Annotated in this window: 29 protein-coding genes; 23 read left to right on the forward strand and 6 right to left on the reverse strand. The window is 41.0% G+C overall.

Translation table 11 applies throughout. The annotated features are described in order from the left end of the window. Positions 1 to 35: 35 nt before the first annotated feature. Positions 36 to 800: a 5' nucleotidase NucF gene (nucF, locus tag BANVL01_RS12760; RefSeq protein ID WP_066091443.1), complete on the forward strand. Its 765-nt coding sequence runs from the start codon at positions 36 to 38 to the stop codon at positions 798 to 800. A gap of 39 nt (positions 801 to 839) precedes the next feature. Here the strand turns inward: nucF and BANVL01_RS12765 are convergent, their stop codons facing one another. Further along, positions 840 to 1,352 (reverse strand): phosphatidylglycerophosphatase A family protein, encoded by a 513-nt coding sequence (locus tag BANVL01_RS12765; protein WP_066091441.1) that lies wholly within the window; start codon positions 1,350 to 1,352, stop codon positions 840 to 842. A gap of 171 nt (positions 1,353 to 1,523) precedes the next feature. On the opposite strand from BANVL01_RS12765, the gene yutH reads away from it, so the two are divergent. Then, a complete protein-coding gene (gene yutH / locus BANVL01_RS12770; RefSeq protein WP_066091439.1) occupies positions 1,524 to 2,537 on the forward strand; it encodes a spore coat putative kinase YutH in 1,014 nt (337 codons plus the stop codon). A 93-nt stretch (positions 2,538 to 2,630) separates the two neighbouring features. After that, positions 2,631 to 3,620, forward strand: a complete 990-nt coding sequence (locus tag BANVL01_RS12775) for a 2-hydroxyacid dehydrogenase (protein ID WP_066091437.1) — start codon at positions 2,631 to 2,633, stop codon at positions 3,618 to 3,620. A gap of 47 nt (positions 3,621 to 3,667) precedes the next feature. Here BANVL01_RS12775 and BANVL01_RS12780 read toward each other — a convergent pair whose 3' ends face one another. Continuing rightward, positions 3,668 to 3,904, reverse strand: a complete 237-nt coding sequence (locus BANVL01_RS12780) for a NifU family protein (protein ID WP_024028418.1) — start codon at positions 3,902 to 3,904, stop codon at positions 3,668 to 3,670. A gap of 149 nt (positions 3,905 to 4,053) precedes the next feature. Here BANVL01_RS12780 and BANVL01_RS12785 point away from each other — a divergent pair, with 149 nt between their 5' ends. Further along, positions 4,054 to 4,380, forward strand: coding sequence for a YuzD family protein (locus tag BANVL01_RS12785; protein WP_066091435.1), 327 nt, complete (start codon positions 4,054 to 4,056; stop codon positions 4,378 to 4,380). 62 nt (positions 4,381 to 4,442) lie between these two features. Here BANVL01_RS12785 and BANVL01_RS12790 read toward each other — a convergent pair whose 3' ends face one another. After that, positions 4,443 to 5,510, reverse strand: coding sequence for an NAD(P)/FAD-dependent oxidoreductase (locus tag BANVL01_RS12790; RefSeq protein WP_066091433.1), 1,068 nt, complete (start codon positions 5,508 to 5,510; stop codon positions 4,443 to 4,445). Positions 5,511 to 5,717: 207 nt separating this feature from the next. On the opposite strand from BANVL01_RS12790, the gene BANVL01_RS12795 reads away from it, so the two are divergent. Together BANVL01_RS12795 and erpA are read left to right on the forward strand one after the other, a co-directional pair. Then, positions 5,718 to 5,957, forward strand: coding sequence for a YuzB family protein (locus BANVL01_RS12795; protein ID WP_066091432.1), 240 nt, complete (start codon positions 5,718 to 5,720; stop codon positions 5,955 to 5,957). A 168-nt stretch (positions 5,958 to 6,125) separates the two neighbouring features. Then, positions 6,126 to 6,491 (forward strand): iron-sulfur cluster insertion protein ErpA, encoded by a 366-nt coding sequence (gene erpA / locus BANVL01_RS12800; protein WP_066091430.1) that lies wholly within the window; start codon positions 6,126 to 6,128, stop codon positions 6,489 to 6,491. A 210-nt stretch (positions 6,492 to 6,701) separates the two neighbouring features. Here erpA and BANVL01_RS12805 read toward each other — a convergent pair whose 3' ends face one another. Beyond that, on the reverse strand, positions 6,702 to 7,703 hold the full coding sequence (locus BANVL01_RS12805; protein ID WP_066091427.1) for an NAD(P)/FAD-dependent oxidoreductase: 1,002 nt from the start codon (positions 7,701 to 7,703) through the stop codon (positions 6,702 to 6,704). Positions 7,704 to 8,156: 453 nt separating this feature from the next. Here BANVL01_RS12805 and BANVL01_RS12810 point away from each other — a divergent pair, with 453 nt between their 5' ends. From BANVL01_RS12810 to kapD, 9 genes are all read left to right on the forward strand, one after another. Next, positions 8,157 to 9,374: an NAD(P)/FAD-dependent oxidoreductase gene (locus BANVL01_RS12810; RefSeq protein ID WP_066091424.1), complete on the forward strand. Its 1,218-nt coding sequence runs from the start codon at positions 8,157 to 8,159 to the stop codon at positions 9,372 to 9,374. Between the two features lie 221 nt (positions 9,375 to 9,595). Beyond that, positions 9,596 to 9,721 carry a YuiA family protein gene (locus BANVL01_RS27790; RefSeq protein WP_169803177.1) on the forward strand — a complete coding sequence of 42 codons (126 nt, stop codon included), beginning with the start codon at positions 9,596 to 9,598 and terminating at the stop codon, positions 9,719 to 9,721. Between the two features lie 130 nt (positions 9,722 to 9,851). Beyond that, on the forward strand, positions 9,852 to 10,175 hold the full coding sequence (locus BANVL01_RS12815; RefSeq protein ID WP_066091421.1) for a YuiB family protein: 324 nt from the start codon (positions 9,852 to 9,854) through the stop codon (positions 10,173 to 10,175). Positions 10,176 to 10,294: 119 nt separating this feature from the next. Further along, positions 10,295 to 10,903 carry a stationary phase survival protein SpsC gene (gene spsC, locus BANVL01_RS12820; protein WP_066091419.1) on the forward strand — a complete coding sequence of 203 codons (609 nt, stop codon included), beginning with the start codon at positions 10,295 to 10,297 and terminating at the stop codon, positions 10,901 to 10,903. A 99-nt stretch (positions 10,904 to 11,002) separates the two neighbouring features. Beyond that, positions 11,003 to 11,386 carry a DUF309 domain-containing protein gene (locus tag BANVL01_RS12825; protein WP_066091417.1) on the forward strand — a complete coding sequence of 128 codons (384 nt, stop codon included), beginning with the start codon at positions 11,003 to 11,005 and terminating at the stop codon, positions 11,384 to 11,386. A gap of 63 nt (positions 11,387 to 11,449) precedes the next feature. Continuing rightward, positions 11,450 to 12,958 carry a leucyl aminopeptidase gene (locus tag BANVL01_RS12830; protein WP_066091415.1) on the forward strand — a complete coding sequence of 503 codons (1,509 nt, stop codon included), beginning with the start codon at positions 11,450 to 11,452 and terminating at the stop codon, positions 12,956 to 12,958. Between the two features lie 127 nt (positions 12,959 to 13,085). Beyond that, a complete protein-coding gene (locus tag BANVL01_RS12835) occupies positions 13,086 to 13,301 on the forward strand; it encodes a hypothetical protein (protein ID WP_066091412.1) in 216 nt (71 codons plus the stop codon). A 124-nt stretch (positions 13,302 to 13,425) separates the two neighbouring features. Further along, the gene (locus BANVL01_RS12840) at positions 13,426 to 13,809 is read left to right on the forward strand and encodes a hotdog fold thioesterase (RefSeq protein ID WP_425311840.1); all 384 of its coding nucleotides are present in this window, start codon (positions 13,426 to 13,428) and stop codon (positions 13,807 to 13,809) included. Between the two features lie 191 nt (positions 13,810 to 14,000). Continuing rightward, positions 14,001 to 14,627 carry a 3'-5' exonuclease KapD gene (kapD, locus tag BANVL01_RS12845; protein ID WP_066091409.1) on the forward strand — a complete coding sequence of 209 codons (627 nt, stop codon included), beginning with the start codon at positions 14,001 to 14,003 and terminating at the stop codon, positions 14,625 to 14,627. Between the two features lie 36 nt (positions 14,628 to 14,663). On the opposite strand, the gene kapB is transcribed toward kapD, so the two are convergent. Next, on the reverse strand, positions 14,664 to 15,047 hold the full coding sequence (gene kapB / locus BANVL01_RS12850; RefSeq protein WP_066091406.1) for a kinase-associated lipoprotein KapB: 384 nt from the start codon (positions 15,045 to 15,047) through the stop codon (positions 14,664 to 14,666). A 123-nt stretch (positions 15,048 to 15,170) separates the two neighbouring features. On the opposite strand from kapB, the gene BANVL01_RS12855 reads away from it, so the two are divergent. The 7 genes from BANVL01_RS12855 to BANVL01_RS12885 all read left to right on the forward strand — a co-directional run bounded on the left by BANVL01_RS12855 (position 15,171) and on the right by BANVL01_RS12885 (position 20,678). Beyond that, positions 15,171 to 15,911, forward strand: coding sequence for a peptidylprolyl isomerase (locus tag BANVL01_RS12855; protein WP_066091404.1), 741 nt, complete (start codon positions 15,171 to 15,173; stop codon positions 15,909 to 15,911). A gap of 90 nt (positions 15,912 to 16,001) precedes the next feature. Beyond that, on the forward strand, positions 16,002 to 16,211 hold the full coding sequence (locus tag BANVL01_RS12860) for a hypothetical protein (protein ID WP_066091403.1): 210 nt from the start codon (positions 16,002 to 16,004) through the stop codon (positions 16,209 to 16,211). 96 nt (positions 16,212 to 16,307) lie between these two features. Next, a complete protein-coding gene (locus BANVL01_RS12865; protein ID WP_066091401.1) occupies positions 16,308 to 16,865 on the forward strand; it encodes a superoxide dismutase family protein in 558 nt (185 codons plus the stop codon). 193 nt (positions 16,866 to 17,058) lie between these two features. Continuing rightward, complete coding sequence (locus BANVL01_RS28695) at positions 17,059 to 17,373, forward strand: hypothetical protein (RefSeq protein WP_066091399.1); 315 nt, start codon at positions 17,059 to 17,061, stop codon at positions 17,371 to 17,373. 138 nt (positions 17,374 to 17,511) lie between these two features. After that, entirely contained in the window at positions 17,512 to 18,717 is a 1,206-nt protein-coding gene (locus BANVL01_RS12875) for an alanyl-tRNA editing protein (protein ID WP_066091397.1), read from the forward strand. A 127-nt stretch (positions 18,718 to 18,844) separates the two neighbouring features. Continuing rightward, complete coding sequence (gene gnd / locus BANVL01_RS12880; protein WP_066091395.1) at positions 18,845 to 20,257, forward strand: NADP-dependent phosphogluconate dehydrogenase; 1,413 nt, start codon at positions 18,845 to 18,847, stop codon at positions 20,255 to 20,257. Between the two features lie 157 nt (positions 20,258 to 20,414). Continuing rightward, entirely contained in the window at positions 20,415 to 20,678 is a 264-nt protein-coding gene (locus tag BANVL01_RS12885) for a DUF1871 family protein (RefSeq protein ID WP_066091393.1), read from the forward strand. 160 nt (positions 20,679 to 20,838) lie between these two features. Here BANVL01_RS12885 and BANVL01_RS12890 read toward each other — a convergent pair whose 3' ends face one another. Further along, positions 20,839 to 21,075: a helix-turn-helix domain-containing protein gene (locus BANVL01_RS12890; protein WP_066091391.1), complete on the reverse strand. Its 237-nt coding sequence runs from the start codon at positions 21,073 to 21,075 to the stop codon at positions 20,839 to 20,841. Positions 21,076 to 21,505: 430 nt separating this feature from the next. Here BANVL01_RS12890 and yugI point away from each other — a divergent pair, with 430 nt between their 5' ends. After that, positions 21,506 to 21,907: a S1 domain-containing post-transcriptional regulator GSP13 gene (gene yugI, locus BANVL01_RS12895; protein WP_066091389.1), complete on the forward strand. Its 402-nt coding sequence runs from the start codon at positions 21,506 to 21,508 to the stop codon at positions 21,905 to 21,907. Positions 21,908 to 21,988 lie beyond the last annotated feature (81 nt).

A 21,988-nucleotide genomic window follows, 5' to 3' on the forward strand; every position in this document is an offset into this window, starting at 1 on the left:
TTTTCATACTGTGGCTGCTGATTGGAGTGAATTTTTTGAAAAAATATAAGGGTTATTTGATTGATTTAGATGGTACGATGTATAAAGGAACAGAGCGGATTGAAGCTGCCTCTGATTTTGTTAAACAGCTTCGCAATAAAGGGATTCCTTACTTATTTGTGACGAATAATTCATCACGGACACCGGCACAGGTTGCTGAAAAGCTAGTCCGCTTTGATATTCCGGCAGAGGAAAAGCTTGTGTTTACGACAAGCCAGGCAACCGCTAATTACATTTATGAACGTAAACATGACGCATCTGTCTATTGTATTGGTGAAGAGGGGATACGAACGGCTCTAGCGGAAAAAGGATTGCAATTTGCCGGGGAGCATGCAGACTACGTTGTTACAGGGATTGACCGCTCGATCAGCTATGAAAAATTAGCCGTTGCCTGCTTGGCAGTCCGCAACGGGGCGACCTTTATTTCCACCAATGGCGACATTGCCATCCCGACGGAAAGAGGACTGCTGCCGGGGAATGGATCACTAACATCGGTTATTACCGTATCCACACAGACCAACCCGATTTTTATTGGCAAGCCAGAGTCCATTATAATGGAACAGGCCTTAAAGGTTCTAGGGACGGCAAAAGAAGAGACACTGATGGTCGGCGATTATTATGATACCGATATATTAGCAGGGATGAATGCGGGAATGGACACATTACTCGTTCATACAGGTGTAACGACAAAAGAATTGCTTGCCGGCTACGAGCGGATGCCGACTTATACGGTAGATTCATTAGACCAGTGGGAAATATAAGAAAAGGATGGGTGCAAAGTTACCCATCCTTTTTGCTGCTTACTTTTTCTCCTTCTCAGCTCTTGCTGCCCTGTGTGCCAGTCTGCTCGAGGCAGCAGCGGCGATGGCGCCGACAATATCATCTAAAAAGGTATGACATTCGCCAGTGGATTTATCATTTAAATGTGCTAGAATCCCAGGCTTTAGTTTATCGATGTAACCGTAATTGGTAAAGCCGATAGAGCCGTAAACATTTACAATCGAAAAGGCCAGGATTTCATCCACCCCGTAAAGGCTTTCATCGCTGCCGATAATCGATTGGAGCGGTTCTTCTAACATCCCTTTTTCAGCAAGCATATCAAGCTGGATTCCGGTGATGATCGCATTTTGTACCTCTCGCTTGGAAAGGACCCGTTCCACATTCGCCAAACAGTCCTCCATTTTTAAGTTTTCGTGATACTTTTCCTGCAAAAAGAAAACTAAATCGGCCATGTCCTGAACTTCAACGCCTCTTTCTTTCAGCCATCTGCGTGCAGTTTCTTCGGTTAGATCCACTTTTTTGTCATCAGCCATTTCTTCGATCACCTTTTCCTTGTATTTACACTATATATATACGCTATTTCAATCTCATATGCAATTTCTTCACGGTTAATCTTTTTCTAAAAAAGACGCCAAGAAACAAGTTTTTAAAATCTAATACATATACTTGAGATAGAAAAGGAATGAAGAAGAGGTGGGACCCTGATGCTTCAGAAAATGCTTGAAAATCAATACGGAATTACGGTAGAGGAATATGTAAAATTAGATCGTTTTGATGCACTAAGGGGAAACGGCTGGCTGTATTTAATTGCTAATCCGGCTGGAAGGGAAGAAGAAGAAATCGCCGAGCTTGGGAAAATGGCTGAGCATTTAAGAAATTATGGGGATCAAAATGTCCCGATCTTTTTGCCAACCAAGGAGGGGAATTTAATTGCGGAGTGGGAAAAAAATAAATATTGCGTGTTAGCGAATCGACAGACCGAAGAACAGCGAAAAATAAAATTAGGGCGGAAGCTCGCCAAATTCCATGAGCGCGGCAGGAGGGTGCCTTTTCAAATCGAAAGGTCTAGCAGGATTGGCCAATGGAAGGCCTTGTGGGAAAAACGGCTGGAGCAAATGGAAAAGGTTTGGAGCGGTCTCCTTTTTCAAACACCTGAAGATGAGTTTGAACGGATGTTTATCGATTCCTTTCCGTATTACCTGGGATTAACAGAGAATGCGATTCAATATCTAGTTGATACAGAGCTGGATGAAGAACCGTTAGAAACGGATGGCGGTACCGTTTGTCATGAGCGTTTTACAAAAAAAATATGGGGACCGTACAGTCATTATCTGATTAAAAATCCGTTTGATTGGGTATTTGATCACCGCAGCCGTGATTTAGCGGAATGGACGAGGGAGAGGTATTTTCGCAATATCCAGACCTACGATGTTGAATTAAAGCAATTCTTTGCGGAGTACCAAAGTATTGCCCCCTTGTCTTCCTTTTCATGGCGTTTATTATATTCACGATTAATCTTTCCCCTGCATTACTTCGATTGTATCGAAAGTTATTATATTACGCGTTCGGAGCAGGAAAAGAAGGTATTAGAAGAGCGCTTAAGTAAAATCTTACGACAATCAAGCGACTACGAAGGGTTTTTGACGGGATTCTTTCAAATGTCCGGGGCACCGGTAAAACGGCTCCATATCCCGCAGTTAGAATGGCTTTTTCGATAAAATGAGACGATTCAAGCTTAATAGCAGGAGTCAAAAATAAACTTATGGTAAAATTAATAAGATAAAGATGAAGAAGAAGGAAGTGTACGCAGCATGAAGCCTTACGTTTATATAACACGGAAGCTTCCAGATGAAGTAATTAAACCACTACTGCAAAACTTTAATGTTAATATGTGGGATCATGACGATGTTCCAGTTCCAAGAGACATCTTACTTTCTGAAGCCAAAAAAGCAGATGCCCTGTTGACAATGTTGTCTGATACCATTGATGAAGCAATTTTAACCGCGGGGAAAAATTTAAAGGTTGTTGCAAACCTTGCTGTTGGTTTTGATAATATCGATGTAAAAGCCGCGAGCAGGGAAGGGATTGCGGTTTGTAATACGCCTGATGTATTAACCGATACAACCGCCGATTTAACGTTCGGCTTGCTGATGGCGACGGCCCGAAGGGTTGTCGAAGCGGCAGAATTCGTGAAGGAAGACAAGTGGAAAAGCTGGAGCCCGTTATTATTGGCAGGCCATGATATTCACCATAAAACCCTTGGCATTGTGGGCATGGGGAAAATCGGTGAAACGGTGGCGAAGCGGGCCACAGGTTTTGAGATGGACATCCTGTACCATAACCGGACGAGAAAACCAGCAGCCGAGCAACAGCTTGGGGCAGTTTACATGTCGTTTGAAGAGCTTGTGGAAAAGGCGGACTATATTGTCTGTCTGACGCCGCTTACACCGGAAACAAAAAATATGTTTACTCGTGAAGTTTTTCAAAAAATGAAACAATCGGCTATTTTCATCAATGCTTCAAGAGGCCCAGTTGTCGATGAACAGGCCTTATATGAGGCATTAGTAGCAGGCGAAATTGCCGGGGCAGGGCTTGATGTTTTTGACAAAGAACCAATTGATGCCAGTCATCCGTTATTAAAGCTTTCTAATGTCGTCGCCCTGCCGCATATCGGCAGCGCTAGTGTTGAAACGAGAACCACAATGATGGGGCTTTGTATCGATAATATCGCGGCGGTCTTAAAAGGAACAGAGCCGAAGACGCTTGTGAATAAAGATTGGATGCCCTTAGTTAGAGCTTGAAAAATAATAAAAGCGATTGCCGTCATGGCAATCGCTTTTCGAATTCATTAGAAAACTTGCTCTACTTCGACAACACCAGGAACTTCTTCTAGAAGAGCTCTCTCGATACCTGCTTTTAATGTGATTGTTGAACTTGGGCAGGTTCCGCACGCACCCAATAAGCGGAGCTTAACAATGCCATCCTCTACATCTACTAATTCGCAATCCCCGCCATCGCGAAGAAGAAATGGACGCAATTTATCTAATACTTCTTGAACTTGCTCAAACATTTCTTGTTCTACCATGTTAATCGACTCCTTTCCTATCTATATTATAATGTCAACGGCCGTAAAAATCCATTCTCAGAAATTAGGAAGCCGTCCAATTTAATCATTTTCTTAGTTTTTACGTTTGAAATAAGATAAAATAAAAGAAAAACGTTAGGAATGGTCTTATGAATGTTCAGGAAGTGGAAATTGTTCTTTACGGGGCAGAAATGCTATGCCCGAGCTGCGTGAATTTACCTTCATCCAAAGAAACATATGAATGGCTGGAGGCGGCCATTGCCAGAAAGTTTCCGAGCCAGCCTTTTAAAATGACCTATGTTGATATTCATCAGCCTGCTGGCGAGAGTGATAAGGTTGATTTTGCTAAAAAAGTAATGGAAGAGGACATGTTTTATCCTGTTGTCGTCATTAAAGAAAAAGTCGTCGGCGAAGGCAATCCGCGTCTTAAAACTATCTTTGCAGAACTTGAGAAATATGGCTATAAAGCAATATAAGGCAATATAAAGCAATATAAAACAAAAAGCATTCCATTATTAGTTGGAATGCTTTTTTAAAATTACCCTTTATGAAATTTGTACATCCATAAAATACCGGATTTTAGTAAGCGGGCGACCCGTCCTGTAATCGGACGCTCTGCCATCATCCCAAATCCATGCTTTTTCCCAAGGGAACCTAGGATTCCCTTTAATTTGATTTGCGGGAAGGAGGCAGGAGGCGCTTCGCCTTTCCAGCGCCTCTTAAGGACTTCCACAATTTGCTCAGCCTGTCCCTCAGCCAATTGAGCACTTGGCGCATGTGGAAGACTTGCGCAGTCCCCAAGAATAAAAATATGTTCGTCATTAGGCAAATGATGGAGAGGAGAGATAACCATCCGTCCTGAGCGATCCTTCTCCCCTTCCATATCGCGGACAATTTTACTGGCTTGAATCCCTGCTGTCCAAACAATCACATTACAATCTATCGGTTGATCATGATTATATAGTTTATTTTCTTCCACTTTGGTGATATTAGAATTGTTGATAATCTCGACATTATTTCTTACAAACCAATTTTCAACATATTTACTTAAACGTTCCGGGAAGGAAGAAAGGATATGGTTTCCCCGATCAAATAATTTGATATTTAGGTCTTCACGGCTTTCACTTAATTCACTCGCTAACTCGACACCGCTTAAACCAGCCCCGACAATGCCCACTACTGAACCAGGTCCAAGATTGTTTAAGACTGAATAGGTGAGCCGGGATTTTTCTATACTTTGGATACTGTAAGTGAATTGTTCGGCACCAGGAACATCATGATAATTGTCCTCACAGCCAAGACCAATAATCAGGTCATCAAAGGAAACAGGCTCAGCATCTTTTAGAATAACCTTTCGATCCTTTGTATCGATGCCGGTTACCTCTCCATAGATCACATCTAATCGAGAATGTTCCGGAAAAGCAACCCGTATTTCTTTGTCAGAAATTGTCCCAGCGGCTAAGGCATAGTATTCAGTTTTTAAGCAGTGATATGGGACGCGGTCAATAAGTGTAATGGTTACGTTCTCTGGTAAGTGGTTGGGAAGAAGTTCGTTCAATATCTTCATCCCGCCGTATCCACCACCAAGAATGACAAGATTTTTCATTTTAAATTCCCCTTTGTTTATCCGGCTTTCAATATGTCTAAATAGTAATAGTATAATACCCCGTTTCTTTACCACATAAGAGTATATCTAAAGTGTGTCCAAATAACAACATTTTTCCCGCTATTCTTGACAAAGCCGACCTAACCATGGTAATTGACGAAGCTGGATAATTGGGGTAGGATATTTAGTTGTGGAGAGGTGAAAGCAATGTTTAAGCCCATCATTGAATTTTGTATAAGCAACTTGGCAAATGGTGCACAAAGGGCACTTGAAAAATTACAAAAAGATCCTAACTTGGATATAATTGAATATGGATGTCTCGGATATTGCGGGAAATGTGCTGTCACACTTTACGCTCTTGTGAATGGTGAAGTAGTTACCGGAAAAACAGCAGATGAACTCGTAGACAACATTTATGAATATCTGGAAGAGAATCCGATGTTTTAATAATAGCTGAAGCTCCTGGGCGCTGTGGCTAGATAAGTTAAGAAAAGGGAGCATCGCCGCTCCCTTTTTATATAGAGTTATCATATGTTAATAATAAGAATCTAATCAGTTGAGTCCTGAATACCAAGTGTATATACTATATTAAAGGCCTAAAAAGGGGGAGTCATGATGAGTAAAGATGTTGTTATTTTAACGGAAGCCGCGTCACTCCAAATAAAAGATATGATGAAGCATAATGAAGAAGAGGGCGCTCTTTTACGTGTCAGTGTAAAAGGCGGCGGATGCAGCGGATTATCCTATGGAATGGGCTTTGATCATGAGGTAAACGAAGATGACCTTCATTTCGAGCAGTATGGAGTTCAAGTTTTAGTCGATAAAGAGAGTGCATCAATTTTACAAGGCACGAAAATTGACTATAAGGAATCGATGATGGGCGGAGGCTTTACCATCGAAAATCCGAATGCCATCGCTTCCTGCGGCTGTGGTTCATCCTTCAAGACTGCTACGGCAGCAGGTACACCAGAGGAATGCTAATCAGAAAAGCGCAAGCGCCCTGGTCAGCGGCGTATGGCCTGGAGCGCTCCAACTGAGATAAAGGAAACACGGAGAGCTTCGCTGCCCGATGTTGACTTATCGTAGGGCGGAGAGCGAAGGGACTAGCCGCTAGGGCGCTGAAGCTGGACAGTTCTCAAAGTCGAAATTTATACTTTAAATAAAGGCGCCCAATTTGGACGCCTTTTACTATTATTTATCAAACATAGAGGAGCTGTGCAATGGTTGAACTTTTGCTTTTGGATCGATAAAGGATTTCGCGTTATTGACTGCTGTTGGCGCTTCACCAAAGCCGCAGGCAATTAATTTCACTTTACCATCATAGGTGCAAATATCTCCTGCTGCATAAATTCCCGGAGTATTCGTTTCCATTTTCGAATTCACGACAATCGAGTTCTTCTCGATTTCCAGACCCCATTCCTTGATTGGTCCAAGCGACGAAACAAAGCCGTAGTTACAAATAACAGCGTCGACATCAATCGTTTCTTGGCTTTCTCCGTTAACACTTCCAAGCACGACTTGTTTAATGCTGCCATTTCCATCACCAATCAATTCAGCAGGAACAAATGGAGTTTTTACATCCACTTTTGAATTATACAAGTTTTCAACACTATGTTCATGTGCACGGAATTTTTCTCTGCGGTGAACAATTGTTACCTTTTCGGCAATTGGCTCAAGCATTAAGGCCCAGTCAACCGCAGAATCCCCACCGCCAAAAACAACCACTTTTTGGCCGGCAAACTGATTTAAATCTTCAATAAAGTAGTAAAGATTTTTCTTCTCATATTGAACGGCACTTTCAAGCTCTAAGCGGCGCGGTTGGAAAGCTCCATTCCCAGCCGTAATAATAATTGTTTTTGAATAATGTACTTCTGAATTTGTCGTTAATTTAAAGGTTCCATCCTCTTGTTTTTCTAACTTTTCAACAGACTGCTCAAGAGCAATAGCTGGATCAAACTTAGCCATTTGTTCTTTTAAATTATTTATCAATTCTTGTGCGCGGATTTTTGGAAAGCCGGCAACATCATAAATGTATTTTTCCGGATAAAGCGCTGACAATTGACCGCCTAGCTGTGGCAAGCTTTCAATGATTTTCACTGAGGCTTGTCTCATTCCCCCGTAAAAGGCAGTAAATAGACCGGTAGGACCGCCACCGATGATGGTGATATCATAAACTTTTTGATTCTCTTGCACTCCGTATCCCCCCAATAGTAGTAACAAACTCCACTCACTATAATATCACAAAATAAAAAAATCCTCACATCTTTATAGGCAAATATTCATATTGGAAAAATATTTCACATAATGCCCCGGAACGTTACAAAATGTCAATGTTGGCAATATTCTTAAGTTAAATAATTTATATATATCACTTGAAAATAGCGGCAAAGTAGCATATGATGTAATGTGGATATATTGTTAACATTCTGTGACAAAAATAGAACATTTTCTTGAACGATATACGTATAATTCAATGACATCTCAGTCGTTCTCTGGATGTTTTACTATTTAGTAATTTTCTCTGAACCCATTCGTGAATTATCTCACATACAATTTTTTGCAGAGCAAAATAAAAATGGTCGTAGCAGTGGATGATAAGAAAAAGAGAATTTACTAAAAATAATAAAAAAGGTGGATGTGATCACTTTGAGAAAGCCAAAAATTGTTATTATCGGTGCTGGTTATGGCGGGCTTATGACCACAGTGCGATTGCAAAAGTTAATCGGTGTAAATGAAGCGGATATTGTGTTAATTAATAAAAATGATTATCATTACGAAACCACTTGGTTACATGAGGCATCAGCTGGTACTCTCCATCACGACAAGGTTCGCTATGATATTCGTGATGTGATTGACCGCAGTAAGGTTGATTTTGTTCAAGATACCGTGGTTGAGATTAATAAAGAAGCAAAAAAAGTCATTCTAGAAAAAGGTGAAGTCGAGTATGACTACCTTGTGATTGCCCTTGGCGGCGAATCGGAAACATTCGGTATCAAAGGGTTAAAGGAATACGCATTTGGAATCACGAACGTGAATTCTTCCCGTCAATTGCGTGAGCATATTGAATATCAATTTGCTACCTATAATATGGAAGAAGAGAAGAACGATAATCGTTTGGTCCTTGTTGTCGGCGGCGCCGGCTTTACAGGAATTGAATTCCTTGGCGAATTAACAAATAGAATCCCTGAATTATGTCATGAGTATGATGTCGATTATCATAAAGTGAAAATTATATGTGTTGAAGCAGCACCAACCGTCCTTCCTGGTTTCGATCCGGAATTAGTGAATTATGCGGTTTCCCAGCTTGAGCGTAAAGGCGTGGAATTCTTAATCGGAACAGCGATTAAAGAGGCTACTCCAGACAGTATCATTGTTGGAAAAGGTGAGGAAGAACCACGTGAAATTAAAGCTGGCACAGTTGTATGGGCAGCAGGGGTACGTGGTAACTCGATTATTGAAAAATCAGGATTTGAAGCAATGAGAGGCCGTGTTAAAGTACAGCTAGACCTCCGCGTTCCTGGATTTGACGATGTTTTCATTATTGGTGACAGTTCGCTTGTTATTAATGAAGAAATCAATCGCCCCTATCCTCCGACCGCTCAAATTGCGATGCAGCAAGGCGAGGTTGTTGCCCGCAATATCGCTGCGTTAATTCGTAATAAAACAGAGTTAGAGACGTTTACGTTTGATAATAAAGGTACGGTTTGCTCACTTGGAGAAGACGATGCTATCGGTGTTGTTTTTGGTAAAAAAATTACTGGAGCAAAAGCAGCATTCATGAAAAAGGTAGTCGATAATCGCTCACTATTCATGATTGGCGGCGCAGGTTTGGTATTGAAAAAAGGGAAATTTAAGATTTTTTAAGCTATGATTTTTGCAAAAAGGACGGGAGATTCCTAGTCCTTTTTGTTTATCTTAAAATGTTTTTTAAATTTTTCGAAAATTAGAGTAACACTTCGATATTGCAAGAAAACTTACTATGTATCCGCTTTCCTTCGTAAATTTGCGGATATTTAGCCCTTTTCTTTTTTCAAAATCCTTGGTATATTATCAGAATATTAAGATAAAACGAGGGGATGATGGAAATGAAAGTGCAGGGTTTAGATACAAAAAATTGTGATTACTGTTCGGGAACGGGCTATTTTCAATTGGTGCTTGGGGGATCAGAAACTTGTTCCTGCTGCGGGGGGACAGGAAAGAAGAAGGATTAATAAAAAAGCTATAAATGCTCCTTCGAAACGAATTCGAGGGGCTATTTTTTTGAAGACAAAAAGCAGTTAATATTGACTCCCCTTTCGACATTAAGTACACTATTTGTTGATGGATAAAGGGGGAATCTCAATGCAAATGAGCATTGTTGTCTTAATTATATCGATTGTCTTATTTTTTGTACTGTTTTTTGGAATTGGCTTTATCTTGAATATGCTGCTAAGAATGTCATGGGTTATGGCGATAGTTTATCCTATTGTTGCAATATTAATCGTAGATAAAGTAAGTTTTAGTGAATATTTTACAAACAGTAAAGCATCTTTTATTGAACTGGGGCAGCGGTTCAGCTCTTTAGGAACGGCCGATATTCTCATATTAGCTAGCGGATTTGCCGGAGCAATTGCAGCAGGCTTAACGATCAAGCTGTTACGAAAAAATGGCTATCAAATGTTTTAAGACTTTTTACCTTATTGGTAAGGAGTCTTTTTTTAACCCTGGGAAAAATTTCTTTCCTCCTTTTTTGAATAATTCCCTGCAGCTTGGGAATGAATATTTTGGGAGGAGTGAAAATTTCAATGAATCATTTTAAAAATTGGACAAAGCGGTTTGCGATGGCCTGCCTATTTATGATGGCATTATTCGCAACCTTCCAATCCATTTCTGGAGTCAATGCACAATTGCTCATTAGCCAAATAACAGCTCTTGTCTCGTCGACCAAAACGGTTTCCGGAACACAACCCTCATTGGAGGATTCGATTGATTGGTCTAAGTATCCTAAACATACGGTTACAGCTACGGGCTATACGGCGGGAATAGAATCTACTGGAAAAACCAAAGGTCATCCGGAATATGGGATCACCTATTCTGGTGTAAAAGTGAAGCGTGATTTATTTTCGACAGTAGCTGCAGATTTAACTGTTTTCCCGATCGGTACGATCCTCTTTATCCCCGGATACGGCTATGGAGTGGTTGCCGATAAAGGGGGGGCAATTAAGGGTGACAGGCTTGATCTTTATTATGAAACCGTTGCAGATGTATATAAAAAATGGGGTAAAAAACAGCTTGCCGTTTATGTTGTCGAAAAAGGTAACGGAAAACTATCAGAAGAAACTCTTAAAGCGTTAAATGAAGATAAAGCGATGCAGGTATTTCGTCAACAGTATATTAGCTCGGAAAAAAGATAAAAAACAGGTCGCTGGCCTGTTTTTTATTTGCCGATAGGAGCAATGAGGTCCAGTTTCCCTTAAAATAGAATGGAATCAGTGTGAGGGGAAGGGATGATCATGGATGAACAGTACCCAATCGAATACTATGAGTTTTTTGTCAGCTTTAATGAAGGGGACTACTATACGTGCCACGATTTATTGGAAGAAATGTGGATGACCGATAAAGATAATTTATTTTTAAAGGGACTTCTGCAAATGAGTGTGGCAATTTACCATTATGAGTATGGTAATGTCAAAGGGGCGAGATTGATGATGCAAACTGCCCATGACTATCTGCAGGCCTACCGCCCGAAGTTTTGGGGATTAGATTTAGAAAAGATCTATCCTTTTATTGAACAATGCCTAATCCTTTTTCCAAAACATATTGATCGTGTTGCATTTGAAGAGGTGGGAGACTTGCCAACGCTCCCTCATTTGCTGTTGTATATGGAAAATGATTAGAGAGTCGAAATAAATGGAACTTTTCGATATAATAAAACTTGAATATCACGGAGGTGAAGGGAAATGTTTGCTGTTAAAAAAGAATTTGAATTAGCAAATGTACATGAGGGATTGGTTATCGGTCTATTAGATAAACAGGAGAAATTTGCCGGAAACTTGGCAAAACTGGATGCCGAGTTTAACGGGCAGCTTACAGAGCTGGTGAAATCAGGGGATATTTCGGCAAAATTAAAAAGTATTAGCAAGGTACATAGCTTTGGTAAAATCGGTTCGAAACGCGTTTGGTTTGTCGGCCTTGGAAAAGAAAAGGAATTGACCTTTGAGAAGCTGAAAGAAGCGTTTGGTAAGGTGTTTAAGAACGTTACAGCCAATAAACTTGAGGAAACAGCCATTTATTTAGACTCCTTTATAACGGAAGAACTCGATGGTTTGGATGCCGCCCATGCCCTAAGTGAGGCTTTGGCGCTTGCGACCTATCAATTTGAAGGCTATAAGCAGAAATCGAATGAACCGGAGAAAAGGATTGAGCAACTCAACGTATATAGTGAATTGTTTGCCGAAGAGGATGTACAAGTGTCTCTTTCGGTTGGATATGCCTTTGGGAAGGCAGCGAATTCAGCTAGAACGCTTGTTAACACCCCAGGAAATTTGCTGACAGCGACAGATATGGCCAACTATGCAATGGAGCTGGGTGCTAAATATGATTTTGAGGTTGAAATTTTAGAGAAAGCTGAAATTGAAAAGCTTGGAATGGGTGCGTTCCTTGCAGTAAACCAAGGTTCCACCGAGCCCCCTAAGATGATTGTCCTGAAATATCAGGGAAAAGATGAATGGAAAGATGTCATCGGCTTAGTCGGAAAAGGAATCACCTTTGATACAGGCGGTTACTCGATTAAAACAAAAGCGGGAATTGTCGGGATGAAAACGGATATGGGCGGGGCTGCAGCCGTTCTTGGAGCGATGGAAATTATCGGTGAGACTCGACCTGAGCAAAATGTCGTTGCCGTTATTCCGTCTACCGACAATATGATCAGCGGGGGAGCATTTAAACCCGATGATGTCATCACATCGATGAGCGGGAAAACGATTGAAGTATTAAATACCGATGCCGAAGGGCGGCTTGTGTTAGCGGATGCGGTTACCTATGCGAAGCATCACGGGGCGGAATATTTAGTCGATGTGGCAACCTTAACAGGCGGCGTCATTACCGCACTCGGTCTGCATACAACTGGGGCGATGACCAACCATGAATCATTGTATGAACAGGTTTTGGAGGCTTCGATGGAAGCTGGCGAACAAATGTGGCTATTGCCCTTATTTGAAAGTGAAAAGGAGCGGGTTAGAAACAGCAAGGTGGCTGATTTAAATAACTCTCCTGGAAGCGAAGGCCATGCGCTTGTCGCTGGCGCATTTATTGGCGAATTTGCCGAGGGTACCCCGTGGGTTCATTTAGATATCGCCGGGACAGCTGTCACTTCAAAGGCCTATGATCTTGGTCCGGCGGGTGCGACAGGCGTCATGACCCGTACACTTGCCCTCTTTGTAGAGCGATTCGAACCAATTGAAAAATAATATCAAGACCTCTGGATAATTCCGGGGGTTTTTCATGTTCTTTTCTAAATGAATGCCCACTCAAACCTCCTTGCTCTCGCATATGAAATAGTGTAGGCAAGTTTCTTAGTTAAAGGAGGTAGGCTGCATGTATTATTATCGAAGCCCTTACCCGATGCAGGATCAGAGATTGTGGGCTTGGCCGCTTGCAGTTGGTGGACTTGGCTTTTTAGGCGGATTAATTGGCGGCGGATTAGCAGGCGGATTTGTAGCGAGCCGCCCATTTTATGGAGGCTATGGCTACCCTGGAATGGGGTATCCTGGTATGGGCTACCCGGGAATGGGTTACCCAGGATATTATTAATAACAAAGTTAAAAACAGCCCTTGTGGCTGTTTTTTTCTAATTTAGGGGGGAGTTAAAGGGAAAATCCAGTAAAAAGGAGAATAGATTATAAGTGAAAACAAACTACATAGTGGAGGGATGGAAATGATCGAAAACACATTAATTGAGGCTTTAGGTATTGAAATAACCCGTGTAGAAGCGGGAAAAGTGGTTGCGACGATGCCGGTGGATGGAAGAACGCGCCAGCCATTCGGTTTACTGCATGGCGGGGCATCGGTTGCCCTTGCTGAGACGGTTGCAAGCGTTGGCGCCTATGAATTGGTTAATAAAGAAACCGAAGCGGTTGCCGGGCTTGAGATCAACGCTAATCATGTCCGCCCAAAAACAGACGGGGTTGTTACAGCGGTTGGCACTGTGCTTCACCAAGGAAAATCGACAATGGTATGGGATATCAAAATTACCGATGAGACGGACCGCCTCATTTGTGTTTCACGCTGTACGATGGCCGTTATTCAATTGCGAAAGTAACTGTTAGCTCATAACGGGGTGGGGGAAAGAACCACCTCTTTTTTTTACTATTATTTAAAAATTTAAAAAATTCCTTTTAAATTCATGTTATAATTTAAGAAATAAAAAAATAGCTAAATAGCACAATTTTTTGTACAGGTTTCTTTATATAATGATGGTATAAAGAAGAGAAAAGTGAAGGTGGTGAAATGATGAAGGCAAGAAGGCAATATTTATTTATTGATTTTGAGTTTACGATGCCTGAACGAAATATTCGAATGAAGAATTTCTTTGCGGAAATAATCGAGGTCGGGATTGTTGCGGTTGTCGACGATCAGGTTACCGAGCAATTTTCATCCTTTGTTACTCCACGTAAATTTTCGAAACTATCAGAACGCTGTAAATCATTCTTACATATTTCGCAGCAGCAGGTTGACAAAGGGCTTTCGATTTATGAATTGATTAAAAAATTGGAAGAATTCAATAAAAATCATTATGAGACGTCCATTGTTACTTGGGGAAATATGGATATGAAGGTACTAAGGCATAATTGCTTAGAAGCGGGTATTGCTTTTCCATTTATCAACGCTAAAGAAATAGATTTATCAATGGAGTATAAACGGTTCTTTGGTGACCAAAATCAAACAGGCTTGTGGAAGGCTGTGCAGGAATATGGAAAAGAGGGGACAGGCAGACATCACCGGGCACTCGACGATGCTTTGACTACCTATAATATATTCAAACTCGTTGAAAAGGATAAACGCTATTTAGAAAAACCAGAACCAACAACGATTGGTGATCGAATAGATTTTTCCAAGCTATTAAATGAATTCGCATAAAAGGCCAAATCACTATACCTGATTTGGCCTTTTATGTTAATTAAATTTATAATCTTTCTCCAGTGTTTCAATTGCCTTTAAGCTCATTTCAGCCCATTGTGACGCAGTCTCTGCCAGTTCAGCTTTCATTTTTTCCACAGCCTTCTTTAAGGAATCCTGATAATCCGGGATTTCATCCTCAAAGTGTTTGACCATTTGTTTCGGAATATTGGCCTGTTCCCGAAAGCTGAGGGCACGTCTTTCATGAAAAATAAGCACATCTGCATCTTTAGGGCTGTGCAAATCGCCCTGCATTGGATGTTTAACGACCGCTAGGACTCTGACTAAATAATGCTGTGGGCGTACCTCCGTTATTTCTCCGATATATTTTCCCGTCTTATAAATTGCTGTGACAATGTCACCAACCGCAAATTCCGCCATTCAAACCACTCCTGCCAATTATTTTTTCTTCTATCTTCCATTTTATAATGAAATAGTCTAAATTAAAAACAAAGTGCAAAAAATTAAAACTTCGGTTAAAGTGGAAAAATGGAGGGATTATAAATGAGAAAGAAATGGCAAATACTATTTGCATTATTGACAATTGTTCTCGTCTTGGCAGCATGTGGGACAAGCTCGAAGAAAGAAGCGACAAAACCGAAAACTGCCGCGCCAAAAACAGAACAGAAGGAAGGGGACAATAAAGTGACAAATGAAGTCTATCCTCAGCTTTCCACAGAGGTAGCAGAAAATGAGAAACTCGTTGAAATGGAAACATCCATGGGTAACATTAAAATCAAATTATTCCCTGAATATGCACCAAAGGCTGTTGAGAACTTTGTGAAGCACAGTGAAGATGGCTACTATGATGGACTTATCTTTCATCGAGTCATTAAAGATTTCATGATTCAAGGCGGGGACCCGAATGGCAACGGCACGGGCGGTGAAAGCATTTGGGGAAAACCATTCGAAGACGAATTCTCAAGAAATCTTTATAATCTGCACGGCGCCTTGTCAATGGCCAATTCTGGTTCAAATACAAATGGAAGCCAGTTTTTCATCGTACAAAGCACCAGCCTTGATCCTTCTATGAAGTCACAAATGGAGCAGGCGGGATTCCCTAAGGAAATTATTGAAGCCTATGATAAGAACGGCGGAACCCCATGGCTTGACCACAAGCATACTGTTTTTGGCCAAGTGATTGAGGGAATGGATATCGTTGATAAGATTGCTGACACACCAGTAGGTGCCCAAGATAAACCGGAAAAAGATGTCATCATTAAAAAAATTAAAGTGTTAAAATAAACAAGGGGGCTCGGATTGATTCATTGGTAGGAAACGTTTTTTGTTGCTATAATTAGTTGAGCAGTTCTCTTAAAGAAAGGGAGAAGAAAAATGTTGCTACCATCCATACTTTCCTTGTTTCTATACTTTCCGGAAGATAAATCAGAATACATTCCAGCTCTCATTAGCTTTAGTATCTTTATGATTGCAGCAGTTTTTACAATGCGCTTCATCGTAAAACATTCAAAACGTGAGGCAGAAAAAGCTAAGGAATTTGAAGAACAATTAAAAAATCAAGAACATCCGCAAAAGAACAGTTAAATGCTGTTCTTTTTTTCTTCTCACAACCTCATTAGAATAGGTACAGGTGTGATAGTTCAAACTAAAGGCAAATTGTCTTTAGTGGAGGGAATACAGATGAAGAAAAGCTGGATGATGATTCCACTGCTTCTGCTAGCTGGTTGTATGGAAAAGAATGTGAAAAAGATTGATGTTGAAATGTTTAATGCCGTTGGTGATTCACTTGGGACGGTAGAACTGGCCGAACAGTCCAGCGGTATTAAGATGACGGTAAATTTGAAGGGGCTGCCTCCTGGCGAACATGCAATACATATTCATGAAAAGGGAAAATGCCTGGCACCAGATTTCAAGTCTGCCGGCAACCATTTTAACCCTGAAAAGAAGGAGCATGGACTTCTGCATCCTAAAGGTGCCCATGCAGGTGACTTGCCAAATTTAATTGTTGACGATGACGGCTCCGTTAAGGCGGATTTAATGGCACCCAATGTCACTTTGAAAGACGGAAAAAAATCCGTTTTAACAAAAGAGGGTACTTCAATTGTCGTAGACGAATCAAAGGATGACGGTATGACCCAGCCCGCAGGGGATTCAGGCAAGCGAATTGCCTGCGGTGAAATCTCCAAGGATAAGAATAAAGCAGGCAAACAGCGGAAAGCTCAAGATGAAAATAAATAGGAATGAATAGGCTGTCTCCAATGAGATAGTCTACTTTTTTATGAGAATAGAAAAAATAAACGGTGTCTAGAATGTTATTGGTTGCTGCCTATTTTTGTGAAAAATGAAAATATCTCTAAATACATGGGTAAAAATCTAAGCTTATCCCGCTAGGTGGACATACACTATCTTGAGACTTTTAGGAGGCGATATCATGACAGAAAGACAATTTCCAGGCGGATTCCAAGGACAATTTGGCCAACAAATGGGCTATCCCCAAATGACTGGCGGCTATCCACAAATGGGTGGGTTCCCGCAAACTGGTTATCCACAAACAGGTGGTTATCCGCACACAGGTTATCCTCATATGGGCGGTTACCCACAGTATGGGCAATACCAACATGGCGGCTATCCATATGGAATGGGCGGTTATCCACATACAGGTTTTCCTCAAGGAATGGGCGGTTTTCCACAAAGCGGCCAAGGGCAAATGACAATGCCATTTGGTCAGAGAAAAGAAAAGAAATAAATTGTACTTGTCAAACGAGCCTGTTTCTTCAACTGGAGATGCAGGTTTTAATTTTTTCCAACCGTTTCCTTGATTTATCTTACATTTTTCTTGAAAATAGACATTAAGACTAATGGAGATAATAGGAGTGCACAACCAATGGAAAACAAACTATATTATCAGGATGCTTACTTAACAAAATTCACAGCAAAGGTGGAAAAACAAGAAAAGGATCCGTCAGGAAAATGGTATGTGGTGTTAAATCAAACTGCCTTTTATCCGACTGGAGGCGGGCAACCCAACGATTTAGGTACAATCGAAAATACGAAGGTCGTAAATGTGGAAGAAATCGAAGGGGAAATTCGCCATTATCTTGAAGGGTCATTAACAGACACCAATATAGAAATAAGCGGCGTGCTTGATTGGCAGCGGCGCTTTGATCATATGCAGCAGCATGCCGGTCAGCATATCCTTTCGGCGGCGTTTGAACAAGTACTCGATTATAAGACAGTCAGTTTTCACTTAGGAGAAGAAATCGTAACGATTGATTTAGCGACCGAAGCATTATCTGAACAGGCAGTAAAGCAGGTAGAGGAACTCGCGAATCAAATCATTTTGGAAAACCGTCCGATTGAAACAAAATGGGTAACAGAAGAGGAGTTATCACACTATTCATTACGAAAAGAAACAAAGGTGAAAGACAATATCAGGCTTGTAATAATTCCTGACTTCGATTATAACGGCTGCGGCGGGACACACCCGAAGGCGACTGGCGAAGTTAGGGCCATTAAAATATTGGATTGGGAACGGCAAAGGAAAAACATCCGTGTCCAATTTGTCTGCGGCGAACGGGTCTTGACTCAGTTTGGCCAAAAACAAAAAGTGCTGCTTGAGCTAACGAAGCAGTTAAATGCCCCAGAATCAGGTATGATTCATGCTGTAAGCCGGCTAATTGAGCAGGGAAAGACATTGGAGAAGGAACTAGAGCATAACCAACAACAATTGCTTAAACTTGAAGCTAGAGATTTACTAGCTAAACAGGAGAACAAGCTTGTGAGTGAAGTGTTTCAAAACCGGACAATTCAAGCACTTCAGAAGCTAGCCCGAACCATCATCGCCGAAGATGAACAAACTTTGGTGTTCTTTGTTTCTGAAAATGAAAATCGTCTCCAGCTCGTTTGTGCACGTGGACAAGCCCGCTCGGAAAATATGAAATCATTACTTAGTGCAGCCCTTCCGCTAATAAATGGTAAGGGCGGCGGGAATGATGCTTTTGCTCAAGGCGGCGGTGAAGCATTAATGACGGGCCGGGAAATGATCGAACAATTGCTGGAACTAGAATTGAAGGAAACGCCGAGCAAATAACAGACCTTTTTCACCGGACTGTAACTATTTTTAATAAGGAATAGGTTCAACAAAGTGGAGTTTAATAAATTTTCATATATAATATAGCTAATTGAATTTTTTTAACACCTTGAAGGGATGAGTTAGAGTGGAAAAACAACAAGTAGGAGTCGTTGGTGTCGGAGTAATGGGAAGAAGTTTGGCCTTAAATTTTGAAAGCAAAGGCTTCCCGGTCTCGGTATACGACCTATCAGCAGAGAAAGTAAATGAAGTTTTAGAAAATAATAAAGGGAAAAAGTTAGTTGGAACGACAAATATTGTAGATTTTGTGCAATCGTTAGAAAGTCCGCGAAAAATTTTATTAATGGTGAATGCCGGCGTCATTACCGATAAAGCGATTGAATCCTTAGTGCCTCATTTGGATAAAGGCGATATCCTGATAGATGGCGGAAACAGTTTTTATCAAGATACAATCCGCAGAAATAAAGAACTCGCTGAAAAAGAAATTCTCTTTATCGGCGCTGGAGTTTCTGGTGGAGAAGAAGGGGCGCTGACAGGCCCGGCTATCATGCCAAGCGGGCAAAAGGAAGCGTATGATGCAGTCGGCCCGCTGTTAACAGCCATCTCTGCCAAGGTAAATGGAGATCCATGCTGTACATATATTGGTCCAAATGGGGCCGGGCACTATGTGAAAATGGTGCATAATGGCATTGAGTATAGTGATATGCAGTTAATTTGTGAGTCCTATCATTTAATGAGAGATCTGCTTGGTTTGTCTGTTGGAGAACTTCATGAAGTGTTTAAAGAATGGAATCAAGGAGAGCTTGACAGCTATTTAATTGAAATAACGGCCGATATTTTTACAAAAATAGATCCGGAAACGGGCAAGCCGTTGGTGGATGTTATTCTTGATACAGCCGGTCAAAAAGGGACTGGAAAATGGACAAGTCAAAGTTCACTTGATTTAGGTGTTCCGCTGTCGATTATTACAGAATCCGTTTTCTCCCGCTTTTTATCGGCGATGAAGGATGAGCGCGTCCGTGCAAGTAAGGTATTAAGGGGCCCGGCTGCGAATGAATTTGCCGGCAATAAGCAGGAGTTTATTGAGCTGATTCGGAAAACCTTGTACCTAAGTAAGATTATTTCTTATGCACAAGGCTTTGCCCAATTGAAAAAGGCTTCCGAAGAATACGATTGGAACTTGAAGCCGGGAGAAATTGCGATGATTTTCCGCGGCGGCTGTATTATCCGGGCAGCCTTCCTGCAGAATATTAAGGAAGCCTACGACCGTAATCCAGACTTAGACAATTTATTAATGGATTCCTATTTTCAAGCGATTGTTGCGGATTATCAGGATGCCGCAAGAGAAGTAGTAACCATTGCGATTAAAGCAGGCATACCTGTGCCTGGCCTCTCAAGCGCACTTGCTTATTATGACAGCTACCGCTCAGAGGTGCTGCCTGCCAACTTGCTCCAGGCCCAAAGAGACTATTTCGGGGCCCATACGTACCAAAGGGTGGATCGCGAAGGGGCTTTCCATACGGAATGGCTGGATAAATAATCGAAAAGACGAGCTAGTTAATAGCTCGTCTTTTTCCTTTCGGTCAATCTTCTCATTAAAAATCGTCATTCACCCACCACCAATTCAATTTTTATAGTTTCTCATCTTTATGATAAAATATTTTCATTCAATGTACCAATAATAGGAGCTAAAAAATATGAGAAAAGAAATTCTAACTAATTTGCAATATGTCGATGTTTTAAATGAATGGGATCCCTTTCAACTGAAAAATGGCAGCTATGAAACGGAAATTGCTGATGTGATTCAAGCGCTTCATGAACTGAATGATTGTGCAAAGCTGGCCAAGAGAATCCAAACCATTTACGAATTTTCATTTGAAAAACTGATTCCAATCCATGACTGCGTGAAAATTGCGGCTGAACTATTAGTCATCAAAGCAAACGAAACTTGTTCAATTTAATGCAAAAAAAGTGGACATGCCCATTCGGGCTGTCCACTTCAAAAAGGGGGGAATACTAGAAAGCATTATGTCATAAGCATTTCCAAATTTTTATCGTTCTATTCAAGAAAAAATAAAAAAAGCGGTACATTTTACCGCTTTTCAGCCATAGTGAATTTTTTTATACGTGGTCCGTAGAAGTGGATGGTGTATGAATCTGATTGAACTTTAATAACTCAGATGCAGGGATATCGAGAACAGTAGATAATTTCAGGATTGTCTGAGTGCTTGGAATTTGTTCCCCAGATTCATATTTCTCAATTGTATGTGTTCCCACTCTAACCTTTTGAGCCAGCTCCTGCTGGGTCATTTTTAGCATTTCACGGGAAGTTTTAATGGTGTGGCCGATTGAATTCATACTGGTCACCTCTCTTAGAAAGGATAGTTACTCACTATTAGTATATCATCAGATAGTTGGCTTTTTTTATTCCTTTTGTGAATAATTTGTTAAGAACCTCTGACAATTTTTCATATCCAATGGCTGTGTTAAAAGTGAATGTTGATTTCCGTTCCAGGCGCTTCGCTTTCCGCGGGGCGGGCGGTGAGCCTCCTCGGCGCTAAAGCGCCTGCGGGGTCTCACCTGTCCCGCTGATCCCGCAGGAGTCTCGCGCCTTCCACTCCAATCAACATTGTGATCAAAATCAACAATATTCTTTTACACAGCCTATCCATTAGGAGAGAACTTGTTTTGGATACGATAAGCTTTTTTGCTTAAAGCTATATATTGTGATATAATCTTTTAATGCGTATATAAGGGATTAATAATTCATTTACTTAGGAGTGTTTACATGACAGAAAAGATTGAAACAGGAAGTATATTAGCCGGTAAAGTTACAGGAATTCAACCATATGGTGCATTCGTTGCCTTAGATGAAAATACACAGGGTCTTGTGCATATTTCAGAAATCACGCACGGTTATGTGAAGGATATTAATGAACATCTTAAAGTGGGCGATGAAGTACAGGTAAAGGTATTATCAGTTGATGAAGGTGCAGGGAAAATTGGTCTTTCAATCCGGGCCACAGAAGAATCTCCTGTTCAACAAATAACAAAAGCAAAGAAGCCGCGCAAGCGCCAAGCAGCAGCGATTATCCCTGAGGCTGAAGGCCAGCAAGGATTTAATACATTAAAAGATAAGCTTCAAGAGTGGATTGACCAGTCACAGCGAGAAGATCTAATTAAAAAGTAATTTTTTTAAAAGCCTCGGCCCTGCAATTTATTGTAGTTTGGTCCAGGCTTTTTTTATTTTAAAAATAAAAAGGGTTCATTC

Source organism: Neobacillus novalis NBRC 102450, from assembly GCF_001591805.1.
Taxonomy (GTDB): Bacteria; Bacillota; Bacilli; order Bacillales; family Cytobacillaceae; genus Neobacillus; species Neobacillus novalis.

What these genes read in the sequence shown, in the direction of transcription:
- erpA (WP_066091430.1), top strand. Translation starts at nt 6,126, where the DNA reads ATGAGTAAAGATGTTGTTATTTTAACGGAAGCCGCGTCACTCCAAATA.
- BANVL01_RS12775 (WP_066091437.1), top strand. Translation starts at nt 2,631, where the DNA reads ATGAAGCCTTACGTTTATATAACACGGAAGCTTCCAGATGAAGTAATT.
- BANVL01_RS28695 (WP_066091399.1), top strand. Translation starts at nt 17,059, where the DNA reads ATGACAGAAAGACAATTTCCAGGCGGATTCCAAGGACAATTTGGCCAA.
- BANVL01_RS12815 (WP_066091421.1), top strand. Translation starts at nt 9,852, where the DNA reads ATGCAAATGAGCATTGTTGTCTTAATTATATCGATTGTCTTATTTTTT.
- spsC (WP_066091419.1), top strand. Translation starts at nt 10,295, where the DNA reads ATGAATCATTTTAAAAATTGGACAAAGCGGTTTGCGATGGCCTGCCTA.
- BANVL01_RS12840 (WP_425311840.1), top strand. Translation starts at nt 13,426, where the DNA reads ATGATCGAAAACACATTAATTGAGGCTTTAGGTATTGAAATAACCCGT.
- BANVL01_RS12860 (WP_066091403.1), top strand. Translation starts at nt 16,002, where the DNA reads ATGTTGCTACCATCCATACTTTCCTTGTTTCTATACTTTCCGGAAGAT.
- BANVL01_RS12890 (WP_066091391.1), bottom strand. Translation starts at nt 21,075, where the DNA reads ATGAATTCAATCGGCCACACCATTAAAACTTCCCGTGAAATGCTAAAA.
- BANVL01_RS12795 (WP_066091432.1), top strand. Translation starts at nt 5,718, where the DNA reads ATGTTTAAGCCCATCATTGAATTTTGTATAAGCAACTTGGCAAATGGT.
- BANVL01_RS12835 (WP_066091412.1), top strand. Translation starts at nt 13,086, where the DNA reads ATGTATTATTATCGAAGCCCTTACCCGATGCAGGATCAGAGATTGTGG.
- BANVL01_RS12865 (WP_066091401.1), top strand. Translation starts at nt 16,308, where the DNA reads ATGAAGAAAAGCTGGATGATGATTCCACTGCTTCTGCTAGCTGGTTGT.
- BANVL01_RS12790 (WP_066091433.1), bottom strand. Translation starts at nt 5,510, where the DNA reads ATGAAAAATCTTGTCATTCTTGGTGGTGGATACGGCGGGATGAAGATA.
- yugI (WP_066091389.1), top strand. Translation starts at nt 21,506, where the DNA reads ATGACAGAAAAGATTGAAACAGGAAGTATATTAGCCGGTAAAGTTACA.
- kapD (WP_066091409.1), top strand. Translation starts at nt 14,001, where the DNA reads ATGAAGGCAAGAAGGCAATATTTATTTATTGATTTTGAGTTTACGATG.
- BANVL01_RS12875 (WP_066091397.1), top strand. Translation starts at nt 17,512, where the DNA reads ATGGAAAACAAACTATATTATCAGGATGCTTACTTAACAAAATTCACA.
- BANVL01_RS12885 (WP_066091393.1), top strand. Translation starts at nt 20,415, where the DNA reads ATGAGAAAAGAAATTCTAACTAATTTGCAATATGTCGATGTTTTAAAT.
- BANVL01_RS27790 (WP_169803177.1), top strand. Translation starts at nt 9,596, where the DNA reads ATGAAAGTGCAGGGTTTAGATACAAAAAATTGTGATTACTGTTCGGGA.
- BANVL01_RS12765 (WP_066091441.1), bottom strand. Translation starts at nt 1,352, where the DNA reads ATGGCTGATGACAAAAAAGTGGATCTAACCGAAGAAACTGCACGCAGA.
- BANVL01_RS12785 (WP_066091435.1), top strand. Translation starts at nt 4,054, where the DNA reads ATGAATGTTCAGGAAGTGGAAATTGTTCTTTACGGGGCAGAAATGCTA.
- BANVL01_RS12855 (WP_066091404.1), top strand. Translation starts at nt 15,171, where the DNA reads ATGAGAAAGAAATGGCAAATACTATTTGCATTATTGACAATTGTTCTC.
- BANVL01_RS12830 (WP_066091415.1), top strand. Translation starts at nt 11,450, where the DNA reads ATGTTTGCTGTTAAAAAAGAATTTGAATTAGCAAATGTACATGAGGGA.
- kapB (WP_066091406.1), bottom strand. Translation starts at nt 15,047, where the DNA reads ATGGCGGAATTTGCGGTTGGTGACATTGTCACAGCAATTTATAAGACG.
- BANVL01_RS12825 (WP_066091417.1), top strand. Translation starts at nt 11,003, where the DNA reads ATGGATGAACAGTACCCAATCGAATACTATGAGTTTTTTGTCAGCTTT.
- yutH (WP_066091439.1), top strand. Translation starts at nt 1,524, where the DNA reads ATGCTTCAGAAAATGCTTGAAAATCAATACGGAATTACGGTAGAGGAA.
- BANVL01_RS12780 (WP_024028418.1), bottom strand. Translation starts at nt 3,904, where the DNA reads ATGGTAGAACAAGAAATGTTTGAGCAAGTTCAAGAAGTATTAGATAAA.